The sequence below is a fragment of the Caenimonas sp. SL110 genome, from assembly GCF_001044395.1.
GTDB lineage: Bacteria > Pseudomonadota > Gammaproteobacteria > Burkholderiales > Burkholderiaceae_C > Ramlibacter.
This window is the reverse complement of the sequence record NZ_JANU01000009.1, coordinates 21,747-48,149: the sequence shown is the minus strand read 5'-3', so window position 1 is coordinate 48,149 and position 26,403 is coordinate 21,747. Positions and strand designations below refer to the sequence as shown.

At 63.0% G+C, this 26,403-nt stretch carries 24 protein-coding genes; 17 read left to right on the top strand and 7 right to left on the bottom strand.

Annotated features, from left to right (window positions below; genetic code table 11):
- Window positions 1-5: 5 nt before the first annotated feature.
- The 7 genes from AQ12_RS06355 to ugpB all read right to left on the bottom strand — a co-directional run bounded on the left by AQ12_RS06355 (window position 6) and on the right by ugpB (window position 7,585).
- On the bottom strand, window positions 6-1,706 hold the full coding sequence (locus AQ12_RS06355; RefSeq protein WP_048439044.1) for an FAD-dependent monooxygenase: 1,701 nt from the start codon (window positions 1,704-1,706) through the stop codon (window positions 6-8).
- A gap of 123 nt (window positions 1,707-1,829) precedes the next feature.
- Window positions 1,830-2,444 carry a VOC family protein gene (locus AQ12_RS06350; RefSeq protein WP_048439043.1) on the bottom strand — a complete coding sequence of 205 codons (615 nt, stop codon included), beginning with the start codon at window positions 2,442-2,444 and terminating at the stop codon, window positions 1,830-1,832.
- A gap of 85 nt (window positions 2,445-2,529) precedes the next feature.
- Window positions 2,530-3,264, bottom strand: a complete 735-nt coding sequence (gene ugpQ / locus AQ12_RS06345; protein ID WP_048439042.1) for a glycerophosphodiester phosphodiesterase — start codon at window positions 3,262-3,264, stop codon at window positions 2,530-2,532.
- Between the two features lie 4 nt (window positions 3,265-3,268).
- Window positions 3,269-4,273 (bottom strand): sn-glycerol-3-phosphate ABC transporter ATP-binding protein UgpC, encoded by a 1,005-nt coding sequence (gene ugpC / locus AQ12_RS06340; RefSeq protein WP_048439041.1) that lies wholly within the window; start codon window positions 4,271-4,273, stop codon window positions 3,269-3,271.
- A gap of 69 nt (window positions 4,274-4,342) precedes the next feature.
- Window positions 4,343-5,197: a sn-glycerol-3-phosphate ABC transporter permease UgpE gene (gene ugpE, locus AQ12_RS06335; protein WP_048439040.1), complete on the bottom strand. Its 855-nt coding sequence runs from the start codon at window positions 5,195-5,197 to the stop codon at window positions 4,343-4,345.
- Window position 5,198: 1 nt separating this feature from the next.
- On the bottom strand, window positions 5,199-6,080 hold the full coding sequence (gene ugpA, locus AQ12_RS06330) for a sn-glycerol-3-phosphate ABC transporter permease UgpA (protein WP_048439039.1): 882 nt from the start codon (window positions 6,078-6,080) through the stop codon (window positions 5,199-5,201).
- Window positions 6,081-6,280: 200 nt separating this feature from the next.
- Window positions 6,281-7,585 (bottom strand): sn-glycerol-3-phosphate ABC transporter substrate-binding protein UgpB, encoded by a 1,305-nt coding sequence (ugpB, locus tag AQ12_RS06325; RefSeq protein ID WP_048439038.1) that lies wholly within the window; start codon window positions 7,583-7,585, stop codon window positions 6,281-6,283.
- A gap of 210 nt (window positions 7,586-7,795) precedes the next feature.
- On the opposite strand from ugpB, the gene AQ12_RS06320 reads away from it, so the two are divergent.
- The 17 genes from AQ12_RS06320 to AQ12_RS06240 all read left to right on the top strand — a co-directional run bounded on the left by AQ12_RS06320 (window position 7,796) and on the right by AQ12_RS06240 (window position 26,396).
- Complete coding sequence (locus AQ12_RS06320) at window positions 7,796-11,698, top strand: FAD/FMN-binding oxidoreductase (protein WP_082151430.1); 3,903 nt, start codon at window positions 7,796-7,798, stop codon at window positions 11,696-11,698.
- Window positions 11,698-12,150, top strand: a complete 453-nt coding sequence (locus AQ12_RS06315; protein WP_048439036.1) for an HIT family protein — start codon at window positions 11,698-11,700, stop codon at window positions 12,148-12,150. Before AQ12_RS06320 ends, AQ12_RS06315 begins: the two co-directional genes overlap by 1 nt.
- A 118-nt stretch (window positions 12,151-12,268) precedes the next feature.
- Window positions 12,269-13,630 (top strand): FecR domain-containing protein, encoded by a 1,362-nt coding sequence (locus tag AQ12_RS21965; RefSeq protein WP_053076580.1) that lies wholly within the window; start codon window positions 12,269-12,271, stop codon window positions 13,628-13,630.
- 89 nt (window positions 13,631-13,719) lie between these two features.
- Entirely contained in the window at window positions 13,720-15,360 is a 1,641-nt protein-coding gene (locus tag AQ12_RS06305; protein ID WP_048439035.1) for a ShlB/FhaC/HecB family hemolysin secretion/activation protein, read from the top strand.
- Window positions 15,361-15,409: 49 nt separating this feature from the next.
- Window positions 15,410-15,820, top strand: coding sequence for a gamma-butyrobetaine hydroxylase-like domain-containing protein (locus tag AQ12_RS06300; protein WP_048439034.1), 411 nt, complete (start codon window positions 15,410-15,412; stop codon window positions 15,818-15,820).
- Window positions 15,821-15,920: 100 nt separating this feature from the next.
- The gene (gene ubiE / locus AQ12_RS06295; protein ID WP_048439033.1) at window positions 15,921-16,652 is read left to right on the top strand and encodes a bifunctional demethylmenaquinone methyltransferase/2-methoxy-6-polyprenyl-1,4-benzoquinol methylase UbiE; all 732 of its coding nucleotides are present in this window, start codon (window positions 15,921-15,923) and stop codon (window positions 16,650-16,652) included.
- Between the two features lie 56 nt (window positions 16,653-16,708).
- Window positions 16,709-17,728: a Tim44 domain-containing protein gene (locus tag AQ12_RS06290; protein WP_048439032.1), complete on the top strand. Its 1,020-nt coding sequence runs from the start codon at window positions 16,709-16,711 to the stop codon at window positions 17,726-17,728.
- A gap of 31 nt (window positions 17,729-17,759) precedes the next feature.
- Window positions 17,760-18,413: a hypothetical protein gene (locus AQ12_RS06285; RefSeq protein WP_048439031.1), complete on the top strand. Its 654-nt coding sequence runs from the start codon at window positions 17,760-17,762 to the stop codon at window positions 18,411-18,413.
- Window positions 18,410-19,975 (top strand): ubiquinone biosynthesis regulatory protein kinase UbiB, encoded by a 1,566-nt coding sequence (ubiB, locus tag AQ12_RS06280; protein ID WP_048439030.1) that lies wholly within the window; start codon window positions 18,410-18,412, stop codon window positions 19,973-19,975. The genes AQ12_RS06285 and ubiB overlap by 4 nt, the downstream gene beginning before the upstream one ends.
- Window positions 19,976-20,053: 78 nt before the next feature.
- Complete coding sequence (locus AQ12_RS06275; RefSeq protein WP_048439029.1) at window positions 20,054-21,526, top strand: sodium:solute symporter family protein; 1,473 nt, start codon at window positions 20,054-20,056, stop codon at window positions 21,524-21,526.
- A 123-nt stretch (window positions 21,527-21,649) separates the two neighbouring features.
- Window positions 21,650-21,982: an FmdB family zinc ribbon protein gene (locus tag AQ12_RS06270; protein WP_048439028.1), complete on the top strand. Its 333-nt coding sequence runs from the start codon at window positions 21,650-21,652 to the stop codon at window positions 21,980-21,982.
- On the top strand, window positions 21,982-22,587 hold the full coding sequence (locus tag AQ12_RS06265) for a DUF502 domain-containing protein (RefSeq protein ID WP_048439027.1): 606 nt from the start codon (window positions 21,982-21,984) through the stop codon (window positions 22,585-22,587). The genes AQ12_RS06270 and AQ12_RS06265 overlap by 1 nt, the downstream gene beginning before the upstream one ends.
- 42 nt (window positions 22,588-22,629) lie before the next feature.
- Window positions 22,630-24,441, top strand: a complete 1,812-nt coding sequence (gene aspS / locus AQ12_RS06260) for an aspartate--tRNA ligase (RefSeq protein ID WP_238587665.1) — start codon at window positions 22,630-22,632, stop codon at window positions 24,439-24,441.
- A 166-nt stretch (window positions 24,442-24,607) separates the two neighbouring features.
- Window positions 24,608-24,886, top strand: coding sequence for a type II toxin-antitoxin system Phd/YefM family antitoxin (locus AQ12_RS06255; RefSeq protein ID WP_048439025.1), 279 nt, complete (start codon window positions 24,608-24,610; stop codon window positions 24,884-24,886).
- A gap of 1 nt (window position 24,887) precedes the next feature.
- The gene (locus AQ12_RS06250) at window positions 24,888-25,205 is read left to right on the top strand and encodes a CcdB family protein (protein WP_048439024.1); all 318 of its coding nucleotides are present in this window, start codon (window positions 24,888-24,890) and stop codon (window positions 25,203-25,205) included.
- Window positions 25,195-25,665 carry a dihydroneopterin triphosphate diphosphatase gene (nudB, locus tag AQ12_RS06245; protein WP_048439023.1) on the top strand — a complete coding sequence of 157 codons (471 nt, stop codon included), beginning with the start codon at window positions 25,195-25,197 and terminating at the stop codon, window positions 25,663-25,665. The genes AQ12_RS06250 and nudB overlap by 11 nt, the downstream gene beginning before the upstream one ends.
- A complete protein-coding gene (locus AQ12_RS06240) occupies window positions 25,662-26,396 on the top strand; it encodes an endonuclease/exonuclease/phosphatase family protein (RefSeq protein WP_048439022.1) in 735 nt (244 codons plus the stop codon). Before nudB ends, AQ12_RS06240 begins: the two co-directional genes overlap by 4 nt.
- The last annotated feature ends 7 nt before the right edge of the window (window positions 26,397-26,403 follow it).

The window sequence follows — 26,403 nt, the reverse complement described above, 5'->3', positions numbered from 1 at the left end:
TTCCACTAAGCCCCCAGGGTCCGCGCGACGGCCTGGACGAGCGAGCCGTCGATGGATTTGCCGGTTGATGCGAGGTAACTGTCGGGTCGGATGAGCGCCCAGCCCGGACCTTGCATGTTGCAAGCGCCTGCGACATGGCCTTTCGGATCGCGAACGTGCTCGATGGCGCCCGCCAGGTCATTCGCACCCAGTACCTGGACGCAGCGCACGGGTGCCGATGCAGCAAGGGCTTTGAGTTTGCCGAGCACTAAGCGCGATGCAGTCCCGAAATAAAGCAGCAACAGGCGACCATCGGCCCACTGCAAGAGGTCATTGATTGTTCCCGCAGAGCCGTCGGCCCACGCGAGCGACACGTTCTGCACCGACACGCCACCGCCGGGGCCACAGGCTCCTGAGCGCGTGTACGGATTCGCAATCGCCATGCGGCCGGTGTTGACGAATTGCCGCGCGAAAACGTGTTGCCGCGCCAGGCTGAGCGCGGCATCGCGAAACAGTTTTTCGATACCCGGCGCGGGTCGCAGGAAGCGCGATGTGCGGTTCGTGACCATCACGTTTTGCTGCGCCGCTTCATGGCGCTCGTCGTGGTACGAGTCGAGCAATGCAGGTGTTGCCCTGCCCTGGGTAACAGCGGCCAGCTTCCACGCCAGGTTGTCGGCATCGGCGATGCCGGTATTGCCACCGCGCGCACCGAAGGGGCTGACCACCTTGGCCGAGTCGCCCATGAAAAACACGCGCCCGCAGTGCATCCGGTCGATGCACTCGCTGCGATAGGCGTAGGGGCCGACCCACACCACTTCCACTTCGCAATCCGCGCCGAACTGCCGCGCCAGGCGCTCGCGCACCACGTCTTCGCGGCTGACCAGGTCGGGGTCTGCGTTGGGCTCCATCTGGTAGTCGATGCGCCAGACCTCATCGCCCATCAGGTGCTGCCAGACCGCGCGGTTTTCATTGAAGGGCGCTTCGATCCAGGTGTGCCGCTCCACCGGTGGCCGCTTGCTGAACCGCACGTCGGCGATGCACCAGCGGTCGTCGCCCTTCTTCGCGGTGACCGAAGCGCCCGCCCACTTTCGAAACGGACTGTGGGAGCCGGTGGCGTCAATGACGTGGTCGGCGCGCAGGCGGTAGTCACCAGCAGGCGTTGTGACGGTCAGCGTCGCGCCTTGATCGTCCTGCTCGAAGCCGGTGACGCGATTGCACCAGCGGATATCGGCATGGCCGAGTCCGAGGATGCGCTCGACCAGGTAAGCCTCGATGTAGAACTGCTGGATGTTGATGAAGGGCGGCTGGCTCGACAGGTTGTAGCCGCCTTGCTGGCGCAGGTCGAATGAATAGACCTCGTCGTTGCCCGCAAAGGTGCGACCGACACTCCACTGGATGCCCTTGGCCGCGATGCGTTCGTAGATGCCCAGCCGGTGGAAGATTTCGAGTGACTTTTGCGTGTAGCAGATGCCGCGCGATGACGCGCCCTTGACGCCCACCGTGTTGTCTTCATCGAGCAACACGCAAGCCACGCCATAGTGCGCGAGCGAGCAGGCCAGCGTCAGACCCGCCAGGCCGCCGCCCACGATCACGATGGGGTGGTGGCTCGTCCTGCCATTGGCGATTTCGGGAGGCGGCGTGAAGGGGTACTCCGGCAGGACATAGCCCTTGCCCTGCGCGAACTCATAACTGTTGGTCAATGCCGCTGGGGCGTAGCTGCCTGTCATTGCCGCTCCGTTTATTTATCGCACGCTCTCTTGGGCTGTCATCCCGGGCTCGACCCGGGATCCATGTCTTTCGCGCCATGTGCCTGATCGACGATGGATTGCGGATCAAGACCGCAATGACATTTAGGTTCCGAACTCCGGACGGTCATTCTGCTGGGGCTTCAAGGCCCCCGTCGCCTTGCCTGCCGCCCGCTCGGCGCGCCACTGCTCCTTGCGCGCCGTCCACTCGGCCAGGCGCGCATGCGCCGTCTTGCTCTCCTGCAGCATCTGGAACTCATCGGCCAGCTGGGCAGTCAGCTCCAGCCGCACGCCGTTCGGGTCGAAGAAATAGATGCTGTGGAAGATGTGGTGATCGGTGATGCCCAGCACCTCGACGCCATGTGCCTCCAACCGCTCCTTCATGTCGCGCAGCGCCTGCTGCGAATCCACGCGAAACGAGATGTGGTTGACCCACAGTGGCGTGTTGGGCGATGGCAGTGCGGCCTCATCGTTGCCCAGGTCGAAGAATGCGATGAATGAGCCGTCCTGCAGCCGGAAAAAGAAGTGCGTGTACGGACAGTACTCGCCGGTGCTGGGCACATGGTCGCTCTGGATGATGTGATAGAGCGGCAGGCCCAGGATGTCCTCGTAGAAATGGCGCGTTTCCTCCGCGTCTTTGGCGCGGTATGCGTAGTGGTGGAGCTGGTGGATGGGGGCCGGCGCGGGGAGCGCGGCGCCTTGTTTCAACACGGCGGCCATAGGAGTCCTCTGATTCAACAATGCGTAATGCATTTACTATAGCGTAATCAACGGGCGGCCGAAATCCTGCGAGGGGCCTGCGGTTTCAAGCGGGCGAGAACAGGTCCACGCGATCCGTGATGACAGCGGCGATGCCCAGGCCGAGCAGGCGCGTCGCGGTTGTCTCGTCGTTCACGGTGTAGGTCAGGCACTTCATGCCCGCATCCGTCACCTGCCCGACGGTGGCTTCGTTCCACAGCTTGTGGTTGCAGACGATGGCCTGGCAGGCGAGCGACTTCGCCATCTCCAGCCAGCCTTCGTGCAATTGGTCCAGCAGCAGGCCGCGCGGCAGTTCGGGGGCCGTGGCCATTGCGCCCTTGAGTGAATCGGGCTGGAAAGACGTGAGCAGGGGCGGGACCGCAGCGCCGGCCCACAGCCGCTTCGCTTCCTGCGCGACGATGACGCCTGTGTGTTCCTCGACACCCGGCGTGGGCTTGATCTCGATGTTCAGGAAGTAATCATTGGCAAGGCAGTACCGGGCCACGCTCTCCAGCGTGGGCAGCGGCTCACCCGCGTACGGCGCCGAATGCCAGCTGCCTGCATCCAGCTGCGAAAGCGCTCGCCATGGCAAATCGCCGCCGGTCCCCTGGCCGTTGGTGGTGCGCTCCAGCGTCGCGTCGTGCATGAGAAACACCACGCCATCGGACGACAGCTTGGCGTCGCACTCGAACATCCGGTAGCCGTGCTGCGCGCCGAGCCGGAACGCGGCCAGCGTGTTTTCGGGGGCGAGCTTGCCGGCGCCCCGATGGGCGACCCAGCGTGGATAGGGCCAGGCGGTCATGGTGCTACAGGCGCTTGCCGGTCGCCGCGTCGAACCAGTGCACGCGGTCTTCGCGCGGCGCCACATGGATGATCGAATCAGGCGCGGGCGTGACTTCATGTTCTTCGCTGCGCACGATGATCTGTTCGTCACCCACGCGTGCGTAGATCAGCCGTTCAGCGCCGAGCAGCTCGGTCGTCTCGACACGCGCTTCCCAGCCGGTCGCGCCGATGTGCAGGTGCTCGGGGCGCACGCCCATGATCAGGCCGGGCTTGCCGCCGGGCGCGTTCTTGAGCAGGTTCATCGGCGGCGAGCCGATGAAGCTCGCCACGAATGTGGTCGCTGGCGTGTGATAGACCTCTTCGGGTGTGCCGAACTGCTCCATGTTGCCTGCGTTCATCACGATCATGCGCTGGGCAAGCGTCATCGCCTCGACCTGGTCATGCGTGACGAACAGCGAGGTGATGCCCAGTTCGCGGTGCAGCTTCTGGATTTCGATGCGGGTCTGGGCACGCAGCTTGGCGTCGAGGTTGGACAGCGGCTCGTCAAAGAGAAACACCTGCGGCTGGCGCACGATGGCGCGGCCCATTGCCACGCGCTGGCGCTGGCCGCCCGAGAGCTGGCGCGGCTTGCGATCGAGCAGGTGGCCGAGTTCGAGAATGCCGGCGGCTTTGTCGACACGCGCCTTGATCTCATCGATCGGCATCTTCTTGATCTTGAGCCCATAGGCCATGTTGTCGAACACGCTCATGTGCGGATACAGCGCGTAGTTCTGGAACACCATGGCGATGTCGCGCTCGGCAGGTTCGAGCTTGTTCACCACGCGGCCACCGATGGAAATTTCGCCGGCGGAGATTTCTTCCAGGCCTGCCACCATGCGCAGCAGCGTGGATTTGCCGCAGCCCGACGGTCCGACGATGACGACGAACTCGCGGTCGGCGATGTCGGCATTGACGCCGTGGATCACCTGCAGTTCGGCCTTGCCTTTGCCGTACTTCTTGACGACGTTGTTGAGTTGGATTGAGGCCATCGTTTTCTTAGTCAGTTGGTGACAGAGCAAAAATTGCCGTGCAATTTCTTGGTCTGTCACGCAAGGTCATTACTTTTCCGTATCTACCAAACCCTTGACGAACCACTTCTGCATCAGGATCACGACGATCGCGGGCGGCAGCATCGCGAGAATCGCAGTGGCCATCACCACATTCCATTCGATGTAGACCTCGCCGAAGATCAGGCGCTTGATGCCCATCACGATGGGGTACATCTTCTCGTCGGTGGTCACCAGCAGCGGCCAGAGGTACTGGTTCCAGCCGTAGATGAACTGGATCACGAAGAGCGCAGCCATCGAGGTCTTTGACAGCGGCAGCAGCACATCCTTGAAGAAGCGCATCGGTCCTGCGCCGTCCATTCGCGCGGCCTCGACGAGTTCATCGGGCACGGTCATGAAGAACTGCCGGAACAAAAATGTTGCCGTGGCCGATGCGATGAGCGGGATCGTGAGTCCCGACATCGTGTTGAGCATGCCGAAGTCCGATATCACCTGGTAGGTCGGAACGATCCGCACCTCCACCGGCAGCATCAGCGTGACGAACACCATCCAGAAGATGAGCGTCTTGGCCGGGAAGCGGAAGTAGACGATGGCGAAGGCCGACAGCAGCGAGATCGCGATCTTGCCGATGGCGATGATGAGCGCGCTCACCAGGCTGATGCCCATCATGGGCAGCGCTGGCGCAACTGTTGCACCTGCTTCGGTCTTGCCGCCGAAGAGGGCAAAGCGATAGCTTTCGACGATGTTGGTGCCGGGCAGCAGCGAGATCGGGTTCGCGGTGGAAATCTGCTGCGCGGTCTGCGTGGAGCCGATGAAGGTCACGTAGATCGGAAAGAAAACCACCACCACGCCGATCGCCAGGATCAGGTGGGTGAAGAAGTCGAGGATGGGGGTGCGCTGGACCATGTCAGTAGTGGACCTTCTTCTCGACAAAGCGGAACTGGAACACCGTCAGTGCACCGACGATCAGCATCAGGATCACCGACTGCGCAGCCGAGCCATTGATGTCGAGCGCCTTGAAGCCGTCGTAGTAAACCTTGTAGACCAGGATCGCCGTTTCCTTGCCGGGGCCGCCGTGCGTGGCTGCATCGACGATGGCGAAGGTCTCGAAAAATGCGTAGATGATGTTGATCACCAGCAGGAAGAACGTGGTGGGCGACAGCAGCGGGAACACGATGGTCCAGAAGCGCTTCCACGGGCCCGCGCCGTCAATCGTGGCGGCCTCGATGAGCGAATGCGGAATCGACTGCAGGCCGGCCAGGAAGAACAGGAAGTTGTAGGAGAGGTGCTTCCAGATGGCGGCCATCACGATCAGCGCCATCGCGTGGTTGGCGTTGAGCAGGTGGTTCCACTCGAAGCCCATTTCGATCAGCGCGTAGCGGATCACGCCGTAGGGCGATGCAAACATCATCAGCCACAGCACACCGGCCACGACCGGCGCGACCGCGTACGGCCAGATGAGCAATGTCTTGTAGATGCCTGCCGCGCGAATCACCCGATTGGCGAGCACGGCAAGCAGCAGTGAAAGGGCCAGTCCCCCAACGGAGACCAGCACGGAGAAAATCGCCGTCGTGTAGAAAGAGGCGAGGTAGCTCGGGTCGTCGAACAGCCGCTTGAAGTTCGCCATGCCGACGAATTCGCTGCTGGAGCCGAAGGCGTCCTGCTGCAGCACGCTCTGGTAGAGCGCCTGCCAGGCGGGCCAGAAGAAGAACAGCAAGATGATCGCCATCTGCGGCGCGATCAGCACCCAGGGCAACCAGCTGGATTTGAAAAGGACCCTCTTCTCCATATTTTTCTATTTCGTGTCCAAAGGAAAAACCAGGCTGTCCGCTCCAGCCACAGGAAAACGGCTGTCATCCCGGGCTCGACCCGGGATCCATGACTTCAGCGGCCGTTGCCGCTTCGCGGTGGATGCCGGATCAAGTCCGGCATGACAGCCCTCTTGGCCCGGCCTCACTTGCGGTGAGACCGGCACACATCCTCAGCCGTTCAGCCCTTGTTGGCCTTCTGGAAACGCTCCAGCTGCTCATTGCCGCGCTGCACCGCTGCATCCAGTGCTTCCTTGGGCTGCTTCGCACCGCGCCACACACCTTCGAGCTCCTCGTCGATGATGGTGCGGATCTGCACGAAGTTGCCCAGGCGCACGCCACGCGACTTGTCGGTGGTCTTGCGAACCATCTGGTTGACCGACACGTCATAGCCCGGATTCTGCTTGTAGAAGCCGGACTTTTCGGTCAGCTCGAACGAAGCCTTCGTCACAGGCAGGTAGCCGGTGCGCTGGTGGCTCTTGGCCGCCACCTCAGGCTGCGACAGGTAGTTGAAGAACTGGCCGATGCCCTTGTACTCTTCGGTCTTCTTGCCCGACATCACCCACAGGCTGGCGCCGCCGATGACGGTGTTCTGTGGAGCGCCGTTCACGTCAGGGTAGTAGGGCAGGGTGCCGATGCCGGCGGCGAATTTGCTGTTGCGCTTGACGCTGCCCGACAGCGCCGAAGAGCCCGTCACCATGGCGCACTCGCCCGACACGAAGGTGGCGTCAGCGGCGTTGTTGCGGCCCTTGTAGATGAACAGGCCGCTCTTGGCCATGTTGGCCAGGTTCTCGATGTGGCGCACGTGCAGCGGGCTGTTGAATGCCAGGCGCGTGTCGGTGCCGCCGAAACCATTGTTCTTGGTTGCGTACAGCACGTTGTGCCAGGCCGAGAAACTTTCCAGCTGCGTCCAGCTGATCCAGCTGGTGGTGAACGGGCACTTGTGACCCGATGCCTTGAGCTTGGCAGCCGTCAGGGCCACTTCAGGCCATGTCGTCGGCGGCTTTTCCGGATCGAGGCCGGCGGCCTTGAACGCGTCCTTGTTGTAATGGAAGACCGGCGTCGAGCTGTTGAACGGGAAGCTCAGCATCTGGCCGTTCGGTGCGGTGTAGTAGCCCGAAACGGCAGGCACGTAAACGCTGGGGTCGAACTTGAGGCCAGCCTTGCTCATCACTTCGCCGACCGGGACGACGGCGCCCTTGGAGGCCATCATCGTCGCCGTGCCGACTTCGAACACCTGAAGGATGTGCGGTGCATTGCCGGCGCGGAAAGCCGCGATGGCCGCTGTCATGGATTCGTCGTAGCTGCCCTTGAAGGTCGGCGTGATCTTGTAATCCTTCTGGCTTGCATTGAACTCCTTGGCGAGGTCGTTGACCCATTCGCCCAGGGCGCCGCCCATCGAATGCCACCACTGGATCTCGGTCTGGGCCTGCGCCGGGAGGGCGAAGGCAAGAGCGAGGGCTGCGGCGGATAGTTGCAGTTTCATTGGTTCTCCTTGGATGACTGCTTGAAAGCCCGACCGATCGGATCGGGCCGTCACGAAGATACGGTTTGTTTGTGACAGGCGATTTAACAGGGGCGCACTGTACCCTTACAAGCGGGGTTTCCATAAGGGCGCAGGGTCTTGCTGCACTGCGGTAACATCTTTCCTCAGCCGTGTTGCATTCGTTTGGCTGACAGGAAAGCCCTAATTCAAGTGAACGCACCGACTACGCTCAACCAGCTGATGGCCAAGGCCGACGACGCCCCCCGCCTGCGCGAGATTCCGTACAACTACACCTCGTTTTCCGATCGCGAGATCGTCATCCGCCTCTTGGGCGAACGCGCCTGGGATGTGCTCAACCAGTTGCGTGAAGAGCGCCAGACCGGCCGCTCCGCACGCATGCTCTACGAGGTGCTGGGCGATATCTGGGTGGTTCAGCGCAACCCGTACCTGCAGGACGACATGCTGGACAATCCGCGACGGCGCGGCCAGTTGGTCGATGCACTGCATCACCGGCTCTCCGAAGTGCAAAAGCGCCGCACCCCTGATGGTGACGCGGCGCGCGATGCGCTTGTCGGTGAATTGCTCAAGGGCGCCAGCGCCGCCGTGACGGCTTTCGGCGAAGCGTTCAAGCAGATGTGGGACTTGCGCAAGGAGACGCGGCGCGCACTGCGAAAGTACACCGCCGGCGACAACATCAAGTTCGATGGCCTGTCGCGTGTTTCCCATGTGACGGACGCGACCGACTGGCGTGTCGAATACCCCTTCGTCGTGCTCACCCCTGACACCGAAGCCGAGATGGCCGGCCTGGTCAAGGGCTGTATCGACCTGGGCCTGACCATCATTCCGCGCGGCGGCGGCACGGGCTACACGGGCGGCGCGATTCCGCTGACCTGGAAGAGCGCCGTGATCAACACGGAAAAGCTCGAAGCCATGACCGAGGTCGAGATGGTGACCATCGGCGGGCACAGCCAGCCGGTTCCCACGATCTGGACCGAGGCCGGCGTTGTCACGCAGCGTGTGGCCGATGCGGCAGAGCGCGGTGGCTTCGTCTTTGCAGTCGATCCGACTTCCGCCGAGGCATCGTGCATCGGCGGCAATGTCGCGATGAACGCGGGCGGCAAGAAGGCGGTGCTGTGGGGCACGGCGCTGGACAACCTGGTGTCCTGGCGCATGGTGACGCCGCAGGCGCAGTGGCTCGAAGTCACCCGCACCGACCACAACCTGGGCAAGATCCACGACGCCGAGATGGCGACCTTCGAGTGCCGCTATTTCCAGGCCGACGGCAAGACGCCGGTCCGCACCGAAACCCTGCAGATCCCCGGGCGTACCTTCCGCAAGGAAGGCCTGGGCAAGGACGTGACCGACAAGTTCCTGTCGGGCCTGCCGGGCATCCAGAAGGAAGGCTGCGACGGCCTCATCACCAGCGCACGCTGGGTCGTTCACCGCATGCCCACGCACACGCGCACGGTCTGCCTGGAGTTCTTCGGCAATGCGCGCGACGCCGTGCCCAGCATCGTCGAGATCAAGGACTTCATGTTCGCCGAGCAACTGCGCACGGGGGTTGTGCTGGCAGGCCTGGAACATCTGGACGATCGCTACCTGAAGGCTGTGGGCTACTCGACCAAATCCAAGCGAGCCGTGTTGCCCAAGATGGTCCTGGTGGGCGACATCGCAGGCGACAACGCCGACGACGTGGCGCGCGCGACCTCCGAGGTGGTTCGCATCGCCAATTCGCGCAGCGGCGAGGGCTTTATCGCCATCAGCCCCGAGGCGCGCAAGAAGTTCTGGCTGGACCGCAAGCGCACTGCGGCCATCAGCAAGCACACCAACGCGTTCAAGATCAACGAAGACGTGGTGATTCCGTTGCCGCGCATGGCCGAGTACACCGACGGCATCGAGCGCATCAACATCGAACTGTCGCTGGCCAACAAGCTCAAGCTGGCCGACGGGCTGATCGCGTTCTTCAGCCGCGGCAACCTGCCGCTGGGCAAGCAGGACGATGCGAGCGAGATTCCATCTGCGGAGCTGCTGGAAGACCGCGTGGGCCAGGCGCTGGAGTTGCTGCACGGCGTGCGCGCGCAGTGGCAGGACTGGCTCGTCAACGTTGACAGCCTCTTCCCCCAGCTGCAGGACCACACGCTGCGCGCCAGCTGGAAAACCCAGATACGCGCGCCGCTGCACCAGCTGTTTGCAGGCGACCCTTTCGCTGCGATCCTGGAAGAGGTGACCGCCATCCACAAGCGCGTGCTCAAGGGCCGCGTCTGGATTGCGCTGCACATGCACGCCGGCGACGGCAACGTGCACACCAACATCCCGGTCAACAGCGACGACTACGAGATGCTCCAGTCGGCCCACACGGCCGTCAAGCGAATCATGATCCTGGCCCGATCGCTCAATGGCGTGATCTCGGGTGAGCACGGTATCGGCATCACCAAGCTGGAGTTCCTGACCGACGAGGAGCTGAAGCCATTTGCCGATTACAAGCAGCAGGTCGATCCCGAGGGGCGCTTCAACAAGGGCAAGCTGCTGCGGCATTCGCAGGCGGACAGCGCAACCTCGGTGTACGCCGACCTGACCAACGCCTACACGCCGTCATTCGGCCTGATGGGCCATGAGTCGCTGATCATGCAGCAGTCGGACATCGGCGCCATTGCAGACAGCATCAAGGATTGCCTGCGTTGCGGCAAATGCAAGCCCGTGTGTGCGACCCACGTGCCGCGTGCCAACCTGCTCTACAGCCCACGCAACAAGATCCTGGCGACCTCGCTGCTGGTCGAAGCCTTTTTGTACGAAGAGCAGACCCGGCGCGGCGTGTCGATCAAGCACTGGCAGGAGTTTGAGGATGTGGCCGACCACTGCACGGTCTGCCACAAGTGCCTGTCGCCATGCCCGGTCAAGATCGACTTCGGCGATGTGTCGATGAACATGCGCAACCTCCTGCGCAAGATGGGCCAGAAGAGCTTCCGTCCGGGCAATGCCGCGGCAATGCTGATGCTCAACGCCACGAGCCCGGAGATGATCAAGTTCATGCGCACCGCCATGGTCGATGTCGGCTTCAAGGCGCAGCGCCTGGCCAACGACCTCTTGCGGGGCCTTGCGCGCAAGCAAACGGCCAAGCCGCCTGCCACGCACGAGCGCTCGCCGATCAAGGAGCAGGTGATTCACTTCATCAACAAGAAGCTCCCCGGCGGCCTTCCCAAGAAAACAGCACGCGCGCTGCTGGACATCGAGGACAAGGATTACGTTCCTATCATCCGCAACCCGAAGTCGACGACCTCGGAGACCGAGGCGGTGTTCTATTTCCCCGGTTGCGGATCGGAACGATTGTTCTCGCAGGTCGGCCTGGCCACGCAGGCCATGCTCTGGCATGCGGGTGTGCAGACGGTATTGCCTCCCGGCTATCTGTGCTGCGGCTATCCGCAACGAGGCTCGGGCCAGTTCGACAAGGCCGAAAAGATGATCACGGAAAACCGGGTCCTCTTTCACCGCGTGGCCAATACGCTCAACTACCTCGATATCAAGACGGTGGTGGTGAGCTGCGGCACCTGCTACGACCAGTTGCAGGGCTACGAGTTCGACAAGATTTTCCCGGGCTGCCGGATCATCGACATCCACGAATACCTGCTCGAAAAAGGCATCACGCTCGACCTGTCCGACCCGGCGCAGGCGGCGGGGTATCTGTTCCACGACCCGTGCCACAGCCCGATGAAACTGCAGGAGCCCATGAAGACCGTGAAGGCGCTGGTCGGCGACAACGTGCGCAAGTCCGAGCGCTGCTGCGGTGAGTCGGGCACGCTGGGCGTGACGCGGCCCGACATCTCCACGCAGGTGCGCTTTCGCAAGGAAGAAGAGCTGCGCAAGGATGAAACGGCGCTGCGCGCGTCGATGGCTGGCGTGGAAGGCGGCCCCGGCGCCAAGGGCAACATCAAGATCCTCACCAGCTGCCCGAGCTGCCTGCAGGGCCTGACCCGCTACGGCAATGACCTGCAAAACGGCCTGCTCGAAGCAGATTACGTCGTGGTCGAGATGGCCAACAAGATCCTGGGCGCGGACTGGATGCCCGAATATGTGAATGCCGCGAACAACGGCGGGATCGAGCGGGTGCTCGTCTGATGAAGGCACCGGGCTGCCCACTGTGCGACGGCCCCGGCGGCACCCTGGTGTTCACAAGCGACAAGTTTCGCGTGATCCGCTGTGACGAGCCGGGCATCGCCGCGTTCTACCGGGTGGTCTGGAGCGAACATGTGCCCGAGTTCTCGCAGCTTCCTGCCGACGACCGGCGTTTGTGCATGGATGCCGTCGTCTGCGTGGAGGAGTGCCTGCGCCAGCACCTCGCACCGGACAAGATCAATCTCGCGGCCCTGGGCAATGCGGTGCCGCACCTGCACTGGCATGTGATCGCGCGATTCAGGTGGGACAGCTATTTCCCGGGTTCCGTGTGGAGTGCAGCGCAGCGGAATGCATCGCCACAGCAACTCGCTGAAGTTGTGAGCAAGCTCACAGAGCTGGAACTCGATCTGTGCGCGCGTCTCTCAGCCCGGTCTGGAAATTGCAGTTCTATGTGAAATCCGCACGTTGCACCCCCTGAGTACGGGATGCGGCTGTATGCCCCTAGCGCACAAGCGTGTATAACATGCTGAGGTAGCAGTATTCAGAGGCAAGTTCGGTATCCGGAGGTTATGCATGGTCGCCCCACAGATTCACAAATTCCGTCCTGCCGCCATTGGCGTCCTGCTGGCGGTATCCACGTTCGGTGCCGCAGCACAGGGAGCCGGTGAAGTTGAATTCTCCCGTGGCGTCGGCTTTGCGCAGACCGCCGGCCAGGTGCCCCGCACCCTTGGCAAGGGGCTGACCCTCAAGGAGGGCGATCGCCTCACCACTTCTGACGGAGCCTCCGCCATCATCAAGATGGAAGACGGCACCCGGATGACCGTACGCCCCAACTCCGAAATCGTGCTGCAGCAGTACAAGTTTCGCGAGAACGCCCCCGACAACGGCATGCTGATGCAACTGGTTCGTGGTGGCTTTCGTGCCGTGACCGGCCTTATCGCCAAGGGCTCGCCCAATGCGGCCAAGGTCCAGACCAATACAGCCACCATCGGCATTCGCGGCACCGACTTCGACGCACGCGTCTGCTCGCGCGATTGCGGCACCGAGTCCGCTGCAGTGTCGGAGTCCTCCCGTCCCAATGCGGTGCAGGCGAGCGCCAAGGTGGTGTCTTCGCAGGGCACGGTCAATGCCGTCGATGCAGCCGGCCAGCGCAGGCGCCTGGTCAATGGCGGCAGTGTCTATCCGGGTGACCTGGTTGAAACATCCGGCGCCACGCAGGCGGTGCTGGCTTTCCGCGACGACACGCGCATCACGCTCGGTTCCACCACGCGCTTTCGCGTCGACAACTTCGTTTACGACACCAAAAACGCTGGCGAAGGGCGGTTCCTGGCTTCCGTGCTGCGCGGCTCGGTTCGCGCGCTCACCGGCCTGATCGCCAAGGCGAACAACCGCAACGTCGGCTTCAACACCGCCACTGCCACCATCGGCATTCGCGGCACCGGGCTGGACATCAACTGCACGAGCCGCGAGAACTCCGACACCTGCGAAGACCTCACGCTCTGGACCTGGCTCGGCTCGATCGCAGTCAACCGCCAGGGCGACACGGCGCTGCAGGTGCTTCAGGAAGGCCAGGGCCTGCAGATCACGCCCACGGCCATTCGCCCCATCGCCAGCCAGCCGGCCATGGATGGCCCACGGCCTGACGCCGTGACGGTGCCGCCCAAGTTGTTTTCTGGCGACAACGTTTCGGATAACGAAGAGGGCCTGTTCGTCTTCGTGCGGGACGGCCACATCGAAATTGCGACTGCTGGCGACATCCTCCACCTGGGCAAGGGTGAGGCAGGGTTTGCCGGTGTCGGCGGGGAAACCAAGCGGCCCATTTCGGTGCCCAAGTTCCTTGAGTTCGACAAGACTCCGTTGCCAAGCTCCCGCAACCCGTTGCTGGTCAGCGTGCTGGCCGAAAGCGGCGTCAAGGCCGGAGGCCAGTGCAAATAACGCCTGAGGGGGCGTTACGCGGATGACACATAGTTACGCCGATGAGACAATTTGAGCTCATCGGTTTGCTAATAAGAGGGCGAGAAGAAATGACCAAAGGGCAAAGCGCGCCCCGTTCGCGTAACGGTGGGCTCAACCGGCTGGTGTGGGTCGTGGCGGCTTCGATGGGCGGGATGGTTTGCGCCCATGCCCAGACGCCCGCCAGTCCTGGCAACCCTGCCATGGCGTCGGCGGCACCGTCACCTACCTTCGCCATCAAAGGCTTCAAGGTCACCGGCGACAACCCCCTGAGCGAGGGCGAGACCAGCCTGGTGCTTGCGCCATACCTTCGGGCCGATGCGACGATAGACACACTGCAAAAGGCAACGGCCGCACTTGAAGCCGCGCTCCGTGCGCAGGGGTTCGGTCTGCACCGCGTCGCGCTGCCACCGCAGGAAGTGGGCTCCACCGTCACCCTCAATATCGTCAAGTTCACGATCGGCAAGGTCGCCATCGAAGGCGCCACGATCTACGACGTAGGCAATGTGCGCCGAACGCTGCCCGAACTCCAGGAAGGCGGCTCGCCCAATTTCAAGACCCTGGCCATCCAGACTGCCATCGCCAACGAGAACCCGAACAAGCTGATCCAGCTCGGCCTGCGCGAGGGCAGCGAGACCGACAAGATCGACGCCACCATCACCGTGCAGGAAAAGCGTCCGTGGACGCTCGCCTTGAGTCTGTCCAACGCCGGGACCAAGTCGTCGGGCCGGGACCGCTTCACGGTTTCGGGCGGCCACACCAACCTGTTCAACCTGGACCATCATTTCGTCGGTGCCTACACGACTTCGCTGCAAAAGCCCGATGACGTGAAGCAGCTGGGACTGTCGTACCGTGTTCCCCTCTATGCCATGGGCGGCGTGATCGGCGCGAGCTACACCCGCTCCGACGTGGTGGGCGACTTCGGCACTTTCACCAGCACGGGTGCCGGCCACACCTTCGGCGTCAATTACACGCACTACCTGCCGCCCGAGGGAGGACGCCGCAGTTACGTCACGCTCGGCCTGGAAGACAAGGTGTTCGACGCGACCGTCATCAACGGCGTGGTGATCGGCAGCGATCGGCGCAGCCGGCCGCTCACCGTGGGCTACAGCGCGCACACCGATTCGGACAATGCCTCGTGGGGCTACAACTTCGACTTCTCGGCCAATCTGTCGAGCGGCCGCAACAACGACCTGATGTCCTACCAGAGCGAGACGCTGCGCATCAATACCGTCAACTGGAAAGCCCTGCGAGGCGGCGGCAACTATGCGGCCAGCTTCGCCAAGGACTGGCTCTGGTCGGTGCGTGGTCAATTCCAGTACAGCCCCGACGTGCTGATTGCCGGCGAGCAGTTCGGGCTGGGCGGCCTGGGCTCGGTTCGCGGGACCGATATCGACAGGCCCATCACCGGCGACAAGGGCTTCATGACCTCGTTCGAAGTCACCACGCCTGAACTGGCGCCCGGCCTGCGGCTGCTGGGCTTCCTGGACGGCGGATGGCTGGGCAACAACAACCCCAACGGCGCCGACAAGCCATCGTCGGATCGCATTGCCAGCGCGGGTCTGGGGCTTCGATTCTCCAAAGAGCCTTTCGCAGTCTCGCTGGATTACGGACGCATCATTGCCGGCAGCAAGGTGCCGCTGGCTTTCAACTCGGCAGCGCCCAAGCGCGGCGACGACCGTTTCTACGTGAACCTGTCGCTGCGGTTCTGAGCGGCCCTGCGGGGTCAAGGGCCACGGCCATGCGACCTAGAATGGCCGCATGGCAGGTCTCTCACCCACAACACCCATTCCTGAAGCGATCACGGTTCATTCGCAGTCGCGCGTGCTCGAGGTTGCTTTTGCCGATGGCGCGCGTTTTCGCATCCCGTTCGAATTGATGCGCGTGTATTCGCCTTCGGCTGAAGTGCAGGGGCACGGGCCGGGCCAGGAAGTGCTGCAGACCGGCAAGCGCGACGTGCAACTCGAAGCGCTCGATCCCATCGGCAACTATGCCGTGCAGCCCCGGTTTTCGGACGGCCACGACACAGGCATCTTCTCGTGGGATTTCCTCTACTTCCTGGGCTCGCAGCAGGACCAGCTATGGGCCGACTACAACCGGCGGCTGCAGCAGGCCGGCGTGGATCGCGACTCGGCCATGCCGGAAAAGCCCGGACAGAGCTGTGGGCATTGAGGCCGCGCGTTGATATTTCAATCCCCGGCATCACCTGAGGGTTTGCCACTCGCAAGACTCGATTGCGTCTAGCATCCGATAACGTCAGGCACTTCAACAGATGAGCAACACCCACTTCGGTTTCGAATCAGTCGATGAGCGAGAAAAGGCGCGTCGCGTTCGCGGCGTGTTCGACTCGGTCGCTCCGAAATACGACGTGATGAACGACCTCATGTCGATGGGCCTGCATCGCGCCTGGAAGGCCTACACGATGCTCGTCGCGAACGTGAAGCCAGGCCAGAAGGTTCTGGACATCGCAGGCGGCACCGGCGACCTCGCGCTCGGGTTTGCGCGCAAGGCCGGCCCCACCGGCCAGGTGGTGCATACCGATATCAATGAGGCGATGCTGCGTACCGGTCGTGACCGTTTGCTCGATGCCGGCGTCGCATTGCCCACGATGGTGTGCGACGCGGAGAAGCTTCCATTCGCTACGGCGAGTTTCGATCTGGTCAGCGTTGCCTTCGGTTTGCGCAACATGACGCACAAGGATGTGGCGCTGGCCGAGATGCAGCGTGTGCTCAAGCCGGGCGGCAAGCTCCTCGTGCTCGAATTTTCCAAGGTGGCCAAGCCGCTGGCCAAGGCCTACGACTGGTACTCGTTCAACGTGCTGCCGCAGTTAGGTCGCCTGGTGGCCGGTGACAGCGCCAGCTACAAGTACCTGGCCGAGTCGATCAAGGTCCATCCGACGCAGCAAGAGCTCAAGGACCTGATGAAGAAGGCCGGTTTCGGCCATGTGGACTATCACAACATGACGGGCGGCGTGGTCGCCCTGCATGTGGGCATCAAGTGTTGAAGTGTTGAAGTAAAGCAGTCAGACAATTTTGGGCGCAAGCCCTGCAGGAGACAACGATGAAATTATGGGCATGGGCTTTGGTGACGGTCCTGGCGCTTTCCAGCTTCGAGGCCGATGCGGCCCGTCGGCTGGGCGGCGGCGGATCGATGGGCAAGCAATCGAGCAACGTGACGCAGCGCGATGCCGGCAAGCCTGCCGCACCCGCGCAGCAAAACCAGGCGGCACCCGCCACGCCGGCGGCCAATCCTGGCGCTGCGGCTGCGGCACCGAAGCGTCCGTGGGGCGCCATGCTCGGCGGCCTGGCAGCCGGTCTCGGACTGGCGTGGCTTGCATCCTCCCTCGGCCTGGGTGGCGCGCTCGGACAGATCCTCATGTTCGGCTTGCTGGCACTCGTGGTCATGGTGGTCATCGGCATGATCATGCGAGCCCGTCGCGGCGGCGCAGCGCAGCAGTCGCAGTCCCCGTATGCCTTCCAGGGCGCAGGTGCGACGCCAGCGACGCCCGAGCCCGCTCGCCAGTACAGCCCTGACAAGGTCGGCAACGATGCGTCAGCTCGCCCCTGGGAGCGAAGCAGCATGGCTTTCGAATCCGGCAAGTTCGGTCAACCCGCGGCAGCCAGTGGCGCGACAGGCAGCATCGGCAGCGGCGTTCAGATCGGCTCGGGGTTGGCAGGATCGCAGAACTGGGGCGTGCCGGCCGGTTTTGACACGCCCGGCTTCATCACTGCAGCCAAGCGCAACTTCGTGACCCTGCAAGACGCCTGGGACCGCTCGGACATCGAGTCACTGCGCGCCATGATGACTGACGGCATGCTCGTCGAAATCCGGTCGCAACTTGCAGAGCGCGAGACCCACATCGGCGGACAGCCGAACAAGACGGACGTGGTCATGCTCGAAGCGCAATTGCTGGGCATTGAAGACCTGGGTGACGACTACATGGCGAGCGTCGAGTTCTCCGGAATGATCCGCGAAGATGCGTCGGCAGGCCCGAGCCCGTTCCGCGAAGTGTGGAACATGACCAAACCCAAGAGCGGCTCGTCGGGCTGGCTGGTTGCCGGGGTGCAGGCACTCCAGTAAGTTCATTCAACGTCATGAATAATGGGGGACTATGGCAACACAGTCCCCCTTTCCGTTTCTGGACGACATCCTTTCGCGGGTGACGACCGGCCTGAAACCGCCCGAGTGGCTGGTTGACGAGGTGCAACGGCGCTTTGTCCTCCTGGTCAACCACGTGCTGATGCAAGAGAGCGAGGCGCAGGCGCGTCTTGTACGCCAGTCCGGCCGCATCGTCGAGGCGAAGTGGCGTGTGTTTGACATCCGCCTTGCAGTGACTCCGGCCGGTTTGCTGGACATCGCGTCTCCTTCAGCGGTCCCCGATCTCACCTTGACACTCACCGAAGAGTCTCCGTTCGGGCTGGCGCAATCGGCGTTCCGGGGTGACAAGCCGCCAGTGCGTATCGTTGGCGATGTCCAGTTGGCAGCCGAGATCAACTGGCTCGTCGAAAACGTCCGCTGGGATCTTGAGGAAGATCTCTCGCGCGTGATCGGCGACGCGCCCGCGCATGCGCTGGGCGAAGCGGGCCGCCGCATGATGCAGGCGCTGCGGCAATTCGTGGCGAAGGCACCCGGTGCATCAGCGCCCACGACCCCGGCGGCGACGGTTGCTCCCACAGCCGCCACAGCCGCCGCAGCCGCCGCAGCCGCTACTGCCGGCACACCTGCGCCTTCGGCATCACCGGCTGGCTCGGGGCCGGCTGCATGACGCGTTACCTGCGCGGCCTCTACATTTTCTGGGTTGCCTGGCGGTTCGGGCTGGACGAGTTGTTCCTGGCGAGTTTCCAGCGGCCCGGCCTTCATTCGCTGATGCGTGTGGTCACCTTCGGGCGTGACCTGAGTGCCCCACGCGGACAGCGCCTGCGGCTCGCGCTCGAGTCGCTCGGGCCCATCTTCGTGAAGTTCGGTCAGGTCATGTCCACGCGACGCGATCTGCTACCGGCCGAAATCGCCGACGAACTGGCGCTGTTGCAGGACCGGGTGCCGCCGTTCGATTCCGCGATTGCCATCGCCACGATCGAGCGCGCGTTCAAGCGGCCGGTCGATTCGGTATTCGTGAGCTTTGATCGCGAGCCGGTGGCGAGTGCGTCGATCGCGCAGGTTCACTTCGCGGTCGTGAAGGACCGCAACGGCAACCTGCGCGATGTCGCCGTCAAGGTGTTGCGGCCCGGCATGCTGCCCGTCATCGAGAAAGACCTGGGCCTGATGCGGATGATGGCCGGCTGGGTCGAAGGCCTGTCGGAAGACGGCCGGCGCCTGAAGCCGCGCGAGGTGGTCGGCGAGTTCGACAAGTACCTGCACGATGAGCTCGACCTGGTTCGCGAGGCAGCCAATGCGGCGCAGCTGCGGCGCAACATGGCGGGGCTCGACCTGGTGCTGATCCCCGAAATGCTCTGGGACTTCTGTCACCCTGAGGTCATCGTCATGGAGCGCATGACCGGCGTGCCGATCAGCCAGATCGATAGGTTGCGCCAGGCGGGCGTCGATTTTCCGCAGCTTGCGCGAGATGGCGTCACCATCTTCTTCACGCAGGTGTTTCGTGATGGCTTCTTTCATGCCGACATGCATCCCGGCAACATCCAGGTCAGCCTGGAGCCTGCCACCTTCGGGCGCTACATCTCGCTGGATTTCGGCATCATCGGCACGCTGACCGAGCACGACAAGGAGTACCTCGCGCAAAACTTCACCGCGTTCTTTCGCAGGGACTACAAGCGTGTCGCAGAGTTGCACATCGAGTCGGGCTGGGTGCCGCCGCAGACGCGCGTCGATGAGCTCGAAGCCGCGGTTCGCACGGTGTGCGAGCCGTATTTCGACCGGCCGCTCAAAGAGATCTCGCTGGGCATGGTGCTCATGCGCCTGTTCCAGACCTCGCGCCGCTTCCATGTCGAAATCCAGCCGCAGCTCGTGCTGCTGCAAAAGACGCTGCTCAACATCGAGGGCCTGGGTCGCCAGCTCGACCCCGACCTCGATCTCTGGGCCACGGCCAAGCCGTTCCTGGAGAAATGGATGATCGAGCAGATCGGCCCGCAGAAGATGCTGGAGGAGTTGCGCGACCAGGCCCCGCGCTACGCCAAGCTCATCCCCGAGTTGCCGCGCCTGATCCACCAGTACCTGCAGCAGCGTCCGCAAAGCGATCGGGGCGAGATGGCCGAACTGCTGCAAGAACAAAAGCGTACGAACCGCCTGCTGCAGACGATCATCTACGGTGGCGTGGGTTTTGCATTGGGCTTGCTGGCCATGCAGATCGTGATGCGGATCGTCATTTTCTGACCGGATTCGCGGGTGGGGCTGCGGCATAATTTCGCAGCCCAATGGATGGGCTTTCTTTCAACAGGGCTTGGGCTGTCGATGAACCACACGCTGATCACGTTTGTCGTCCTGTACCTTCTGGGTACGCTTGCTGTCGGTGTCTGGGCCGGCACGCGCATCAAGAACACGACCGATTTCGCCATCGCAGGCAGGCGGCTGCCGCTCATCATGGTGGTCACGACCACATTCGCCACCTGGTTTGGCGCAGAGACGGTCATGGGCATCCCGGCCAAGTTCGTGCAAGGCGGGCTGGGTGCTGTCGTCGAGGACCCGTTTGGCGCAGGCACCTGCCTGATCCTGGTGGGCCTGTTCTTTGCGGCCAAGCTGTACAAGCAGAACCTGCTCACCATTGGCGACTTCTACCGCCAGCGCTATGGACGCGGCATCGAAGTGTTCTGCTCGCTTGCCATCATCCTGAGCTACCTGGGCTGGGTTGCCGCGCAGATCACGGCCCTGGGTCTGGTGTTCTCGGTGCTGACCAACGGCGCCATGTCCGAAACCACCGGGATGATCGTGGGCACCATGGCCGTGCTGGTCTATGTGGTGATCGGCGGCTTCCTGGCCGTTGCCTGGACCGACTTCATCCAGATGATCGTGCTGGTGGTCGGCATGTCGATCATTGCGGTGTTTGCGAGCGACCTGGCCGGTGGCACGGGCGCCGTGCTGAACCTGGTGACGTCGCAGAACCTGACCAACTTCTTCCCGCCGCCCACCTTCACCGAAATCGCCTTCTTCATCGCAGCCGGCCTGACCATGATGCTGGGAAGCATTCCGCAGCAGGACGTGTTCCAGCGCGTGATGTCCGCCAAGGACGCCGACACCGCCCGCAATGGCGCCGTGATCGGCGGCGTCAGCTACATCCTGTTTGCGTTCGTGCCGATGTTCATCGTGGCGAGCGCCGTGGTGGTGATGGGCAACACCGCGATGGAACTGGCCAAGGACGACTACCAGCGCCTGTTGCCGACCTTCGTGCTGACCAAGATGCCGCTGGTCATGCAGATCCTGTTCTTCGGTGCGCTGCTGTCGGCGATCAAGAGCACCTCGTCGGCCACGCTGCTCGCACCCTCGACCAGCTTCGTCGAAAACATCCTGAAGAACCTGCGCCCCGGCATGACCGACAAGCAGCAGCTTTTTGCGATGCGCGCCAGCATCATTGTGTTCACCGGCATCGTGCTGGCCTATGCCATCGCCATGAAGGGAACCCCGATCTACGACCTGGTGTCATCGGCCTACCAGGTCACGCTGGTCGCCGCTTTCGTGCCGCTGGTGATGGGGATCTACTGGAAGCGGGCCACGACGCAGGGCGCCATCCTGTCAGTCGCCCTGGGCATCGCGGTCTGGGTGATCTTCATGCCGCAAGTGGGCGGCGAAGCATTGAGCAAGATGTTCCCCGGACAGCTGGCAGGGCTCATCGCGGCCTTCCTGGGCATGGTTGCCGGCTCGCTGTTGCCGCAAATCCTCAAGGATCGCAAGGAAGCGACGAGTCACGTCGCCGGATTGCCGGCGCGCTGACCGGCCGGCCGGTTCGCCGGCCTTGCGGTCTGCGCGGGAATTTCGGGGGGCGCCGCCTATAATTGAGGGCTTTGCAACGCCCAGGGCCTGTCATCAGGCCAACACCCCAACCCCAAGAGCGACATGCCCATCTACGCATACAAATGCGCCTCCTGTGGCCATGCCAAGGACGTCCTGCAGAAAATGAGCGACGCGCCTCTGACGCAGTGCCCCGCGTGCGGCGCGCAAACGTTTTCCAAGCAGGTGACTGCTGCCGGTTTCCAGCTCAAGGGCTCCGGCTGGTACGCCACTGATTTCAAGGGCGGCGGCACATCTGCCCCTGCCATTGACAAGCCAGCCGAAGCGTCCAAGTCCGGCGACGCGAAGTCCGCCGAGACAGGCTCCAAGCCAGCGGAGTCCAAGCCGGCCGCGACACCCTCCGCGCCTGCCGACAGCGGCACCTCCGGTACCAAGTGATGGCCAAGCTGCGCAAATGGCTGTTGTCGGGGCTGCTGGTCATCGTGCCGGTTGCCATCACCATTGCCGTCCTGCAGTGGATCATCGGCACGCTCGACGGCACCTTGCAGATTCTTCCTGCAGCCTGGCATCCCGACAAGCTGATCGGCGTTCACATTCCCGGCTTTGGCGTGTTGCTCACCCTGGGCATCTTGCTGCTGGTGGGCGCAGTCGTCAGCAACTTTGTTGGCAAGAAGCTGGTGAGCTGGGGCGACATCGTCGTCAGCCGTATTCCGGTGGTGCGGTCGATCTATTCCAGCGTCAAGCAGGTCTCTGACACGCTGTTCTCCGAAAGTGGCAACGCCTTTCGCACCGCCGTGCTGGTGCAGTGGCCCCGGCCCGATGTCTGGACCATTGCTTTCGTCACTGGCGCACCGGGCGGTGAAGTCACCGACCATCTGGTGGGCGAGTACCTCAGCGTCTATGTTCCCACCACGCCCAATCCCACGGGCGGCTATTTCGTGATGCTTCGCCGCAGCGACTGCATCGAATTGAAGATGAGCGTCGATGAGGCGCTCAAATATGTGATCTCGATGGGCGTCGTTTCGCCCGCCAACCGGGGTTGATGCGCCGCTTCTCGCGGCCCGTCGTTTCTCAAAGGTTTTTCCATGTCCCAAACCCAAATGCGCACCACTTATTGCGGCCTCGTCACCGAAGCGCTGCTTGGCCAGACCGTCACCCTGTGCGGCTGGGTCAATCGCCGGCGCGACCATGGCGGCGTGATCTTCGTCGACGTGCGTGACCGCGAAGGCTTCGTCCAGGTCGTGTGCGACCCTGACCGTGCCGAGATGTTCAAGACGGCAGAGGGCCTGCGCAACGAGTTCTGCATCCAGATCAAGGGCCTGGTGCGCGCGCGCCCTGAGGGCACCATCAACGACAACATCAAGAGCGGCAAGATCGAAGTGCTGTGCCACGAACTGACGGTGCTCAACCCGTCGGTCACGCCGCCGTTCCAGCTCGACGACGACAACCTGTCGGAGACGACCCGCCTGATGCACCGCGTGCTCGACCTGCGCCGCCCGTACATGCAGAACAACCTCATGCTGCGCTACAAGGTGACGATGGAGGTGCGCAAGTTCCTCGACGCCAACGGCTTCATCGATATCGAAACGCCGATGCTGACCAAGAGCACGCCCGAAGGCGCGCGCGACTACCTCGTGCCCAGCCGCGTGCACGACGGCATGTTCTTCGCGCTGCCGCAGTCGCCTCAGCTGTTCAAGCAGTTGCTCATGGTGTCCGGCTACGACCGCTACTACCAGATCACCAAGTGCTTCCGCGACGAAGACCTGCGCGCCGATCGCCAGCCTGAATTCACCCAGATCGACGTGGAAACCTCCTTCCTGACCGAAGAAGAAATCCGCACCATGTTCGAAGGCATGATCCGCAGCACCTTCAAGAACGTGAAGGGCATCGACATCGGCGCCTTCCCGGTCATGAAGCACGCGGACGCCATGCGCCTGTACGGCTCCGACAAGCCTGACCTGCGCGTGAAGATGGAGTTCACCGAAATCACCGACGTGATGAAGGACGTGGACTTCAAGGTTTTCTCCGGCCCTGCCAACGCAGAAGATGGCCGCGTGGTGGCGCTTCGCGTGCCGGGCGGCAGCGGCATGAGCCGCAGCGAGATCGATGCCTACACCGAGTTCGTCAAGATCTACGGTGCCAAGGGCCTGGCCTGGATCAAGGTCAATGAAGTCGCCAAGGGCCGCGAAGGTCTGCAGTCGCCCATCGTGAAGAACCTGCACGATGCGTCCATCGCCGAAATCATCAAGCGCACTGGCGCCACCGACGGCGACCTGATCTTCTTTGGCGCCGACAAGGCCAAGGTCGTGAACGACGCCATCGGCGCGCTGCGCGTCAAGGTCGGCCACAGCGAATTCGGCAAGTCGCACGGCCTCATCGAAGGCGAGTGGAGGCCCCTGTGGGTCATCGACTTCCCGATGTTCGAATACGACGAAGACGGCCAGCGCTGGAACGCGGTGCACCACCCGTTCACCTCGCCCAAGGACGGCCACGAAGACCTGCTGGAAAACGATCCCGGCAAGGCGATTGCCAAGGCCTACGACGCGGTGCTCAACGGCATCGAACTGGGCGGTGGTTCGGTCCGTATTCACCGTGAAGAGGTGCAGAGCAAGGTATTCCGCGCGCTGAAGATCGACGCCGAAGAGGCGCAGCTGAAGTTCGGCTTTTTGCTGGACGCGCTGCAGTACGGCGCGCCTCCGCACGGCGGCATCGCCATCGGCCTGGACCGCTTTGTGATGCTGATGACCGGCGCGGAAAGCCTGCGCGACGTGATCGCCTTCCCGAAGACGCAACGCGCGCAGGATCTGCTCACGCAGGCTCCTGGGCCGGTGGATGAGAAACAGCTGCGCGAGCTGCACATCAGGCTGCGCAATACAACGCCGACAACGGCGGCCTGATCGGGGCAAAAGCAAGGCTGTCGGGCTGTCATACCGGGCTTGACCCGGTATCCACCGCGCAGCGGCGACGGCCGTTGAAGTCATGGATTGCGGATCAGGTCCGCAATGACAGCCCGTGCACCATCTCCTGCTTTGATGGCTAAAATAGCCAGAAGGAGAACGCCCCATGCAAGTCACCGCCACAGAAGCCAAGAACCGGTTCGGCTACTTTTGCAGCCAGGCCAAGACCGAGCCTGTGATCGTTGAAAAGGATGGTCGGCCGGACACAGTCCTGCTCAATTACGACGACTTTCAGGCGCTGACTGCCGCCGCGCGGGGCAAGTCAATTTCATCGCGCAAGAAGGAATTCAACGACACCTATCGCGACTGGATCCGCGCCCAGCACGTCGAGTTCGAGAAGAACGGCATCTGGTGTGACGGCGCGGTGGCATGGCAACAGGACTGATGTGGCCCAGTACGACGTCTACCTCAACCCCTTGCCCAACGCGCGTTCCTCAGTGCCCTATGTCATGGATGTCCAGAGCGCGCTGCTCGACCAGCTGCCCACGCGCCTGGTCATGCCACTGTCACGAGTCGGATCTGACTCGCCCAGACTCCCTGTGAATCTCTGTCCTGCGGTCTACATCGAAGGAGAGGCGCTGTCATTGATGGCCCATCAGGCGGCACCACTTGCCGCCAGGCTCCTCAAGACGCCGGTTGCGTCTCTCTCGCATCGGGCTTCAGAGGTGGCCTCAGCCATGGACGCCGTTCTCAGTGGCTTCTGAGCGCCCCTTCAAGATCCCCGAATCCGTCCTGGTCGTGATCTACACGCCCGCGCTCGACGTGCTGCTCATCAACCGCGCCGACGCGGCCAACTTCTGGCAGTCGGTTACCGGCAGCAAGGATGAGCTGGCCGAAGACCTGCGTGACACGGCAGTGCGCGAGGTGTTCGAGGAAACCGGCATCGATTGCGCGCAAGGCACGGCCTTGCACGACATGCTCAAGGACTGGGGCCTGCAGAACATCTACGAAATCTACCCACGCTGGCAGCACCGCTACGCACCTGGCGTAACCCGCAACACCGAACACGTCTTCGGCCTGTGCGTGCCGGGTGGCACGCCCGTGACGCTCAACCCGCGCGAGCATACGGGCTACCGTTGGTTACCGTGGCGCGAGGCGGCCGATGCCTGCTTTTCGCCTTCCAACGCCGAGGCGATCCTGTTGCTGCCACAATTTGCTCAATGAGCGCAGACACCTTAAGAGTCGCCACCTACAACATCCACAAGGGCGTTCAGGGCATCGGTCCGGTGCGCCGTCTCGAAATCCACAACATCGGCCACGCGGTCGAGCAGCTCGATGCCGACGTGGTGTGCCTGCAGGAAGTGCGCAAGCTGCACCGGCAGGAAGAGCGCTACTTCAAGCGCTGGCCCGAATTGCCGCAGGCTGAGTTCCTGTGCCCCGAGGGTTACGAGGCGGTCTACCAGACCAATGCCACGACCAAGCACGGCGAGCATGGCAACGCCATGCTGTCGCGCTGGCCGGTGGTGTCGCGCGGCCACGAAGACATGTCCGACCACCGCTTCGAGCAACGCGGGCTGCTGCATGTGAAGATCGAAGCGCACGGCACGCCCGTGCATGTGCTGGTGCTGCACCTGGGCCTGATCGCCGGCAGCCGCCTGCGGCAGGTCGACCAGGTGATTCGATTCGTCGAGCGCGAGATACCCAAACGCGAGGCTGTGGTCATCGCGGGTGACCTCAACGACTGGGGCGCCAAGCTGCGTCCCATGATGAACGCCGCGGGCTTCAATGATTTCATCGGCGAGCGCCAGAACACCTTTCCTTCGCGCCTGCCGCTGGGTCAGCTGGACTTTGTCTACGGCCGCCGGCTCAAGCCCATCGGCGTCGAGGTTCCGCGTGGGCGCATCTGGTCGCAGATGTCCGATCACCTCCCCTTGATCGCCGAGTTCGCGCTGTAGGCCTGCA

Bases quoted from the DNA above. Each gene is read 5' to 3' on its own strand.
- AQ12_RS06355 (WP_048439044.1), bottom strand. From the start codon at position 1,706: ATGACAGGCAGCTACGCCCCAGCGGCATTGACCAACAGTTATGAGTTC.
- AQ12_RS06350 (WP_048439043.1), bottom strand. From the start codon at position 2,444: ATGGCCGCCGTGTTGAAACAAGGCGCCGCGCTCCCCGCGCCGGCCCCC.
- ugpQ (WP_048439042.1), bottom strand. From the start codon at position 3,264: ATGACCGCCTGGCCCTATCCACGCTGGGTCGCCCATCGGGGCGCCGGC.
- ugpC (WP_048439041.1), bottom strand. From the start codon at position 4,273: ATGGCCTCAATCCAACTCAACAACGTCGTCAAGAAGTACGGCAAAGGC.
- ugpE (WP_048439040.1), bottom strand. From the start codon at position 5,197: ATGGTCCAGCGCACCCCCATCCTCGACTTCTTCACCCACCTGATCCTG.
- ugpA (WP_048439039.1), bottom strand. From the start codon at position 6,080: ATGGAGAAGAGGGTCCTTTTCAAATCCAGCTGGTTGCCCTGGGTGCTG.
- ugpB (WP_048439038.1), bottom strand. From the start codon at position 7,585: ATGAAACTGCAACTATCCGCCGCAGCCCTCGCTCTTGCCTTCGCCCTC.
- AQ12_RS06315 (WP_048439036.1), top strand. From the start codon at position 11,698: ATGAAGGCACCGGGCTGCCCACTGTGCGACGGCCCCGGCGGCACCCTG.
- AQ12_RS21965 (WP_053076580.1), top strand. From the start codon at position 12,269: ATGGTCGCCCCACAGATTCACAAATTCCGTCCTGCCGCCATTGGCGTC.
- AQ12_RS06305 (WP_048439035.1), top strand. From the start codon at position 13,720: ATGACCAAAGGGCAAAGCGCGCCCCGTTCGCGTAACGGTGGGCTCAAC.
- AQ12_RS06300 (WP_048439034.1), top strand. From the start codon at position 15,410: ATGGCAGGTCTCTCACCCACAACACCCATTCCTGAAGCGATCACGGTT.
- ubiE (WP_048439033.1), top strand. From the start codon at position 15,921: ATGAGCAACACCCACTTCGGTTTCGAATCAGTCGATGAGCGAGAAAAG.
- AQ12_RS06290 (WP_048439032.1), top strand. From the start codon at position 16,709: ATGAAATTATGGGCATGGGCTTTGGTGACGGTCCTGGCGCTTTCCAGC.
- AQ12_RS06285 (WP_048439031.1), top strand. From the start codon at position 17,760: ATGGCAACACAGTCCCCCTTTCCGTTTCTGGACGACATCCTTTCGCGG.
- ubiB (WP_048439030.1), top strand. From the start codon at position 18,410: ATGACGCGTTACCTGCGCGGCCTCTACATTTTCTGGGTTGCCTGGCGG.
- AQ12_RS06275 (WP_048439029.1), top strand. From the start codon at position 20,054: ATGAACCACACGCTGATCACGTTTGTCGTCCTGTACCTTCTGGGTACG.
- AQ12_RS06270 (WP_048439028.1), top strand. From the start codon at position 21,650: ATGCCCATCTACGCATACAAATGCGCCTCCTGTGGCCATGCCAAGGAC.
- AQ12_RS06265 (WP_048439027.1), top strand. From the start codon at position 21,982: ATGGCCAAGCTGCGCAAATGGCTGTTGTCGGGGCTGCTGGTCATCGTG.
- aspS (WP_238587665.1), top strand. From the start codon at position 22,630: ATGTCCCAAACCCAAATGCGCACCACTTATTGCGGCCTCGTCACCGAA.
- AQ12_RS06255 (WP_048439025.1), top strand. From the start codon at position 24,608: ATGCAAGTCACCGCCACAGAAGCCAAGAACCGGTTCGGCTACTTTTGC.
- AQ12_RS06240 (WP_048439022.1), top strand. From the start codon at position 25,662: ATGAGCGCAGACACCTTAAGAGTCGCCACCTACAACATCCACAAGGGC.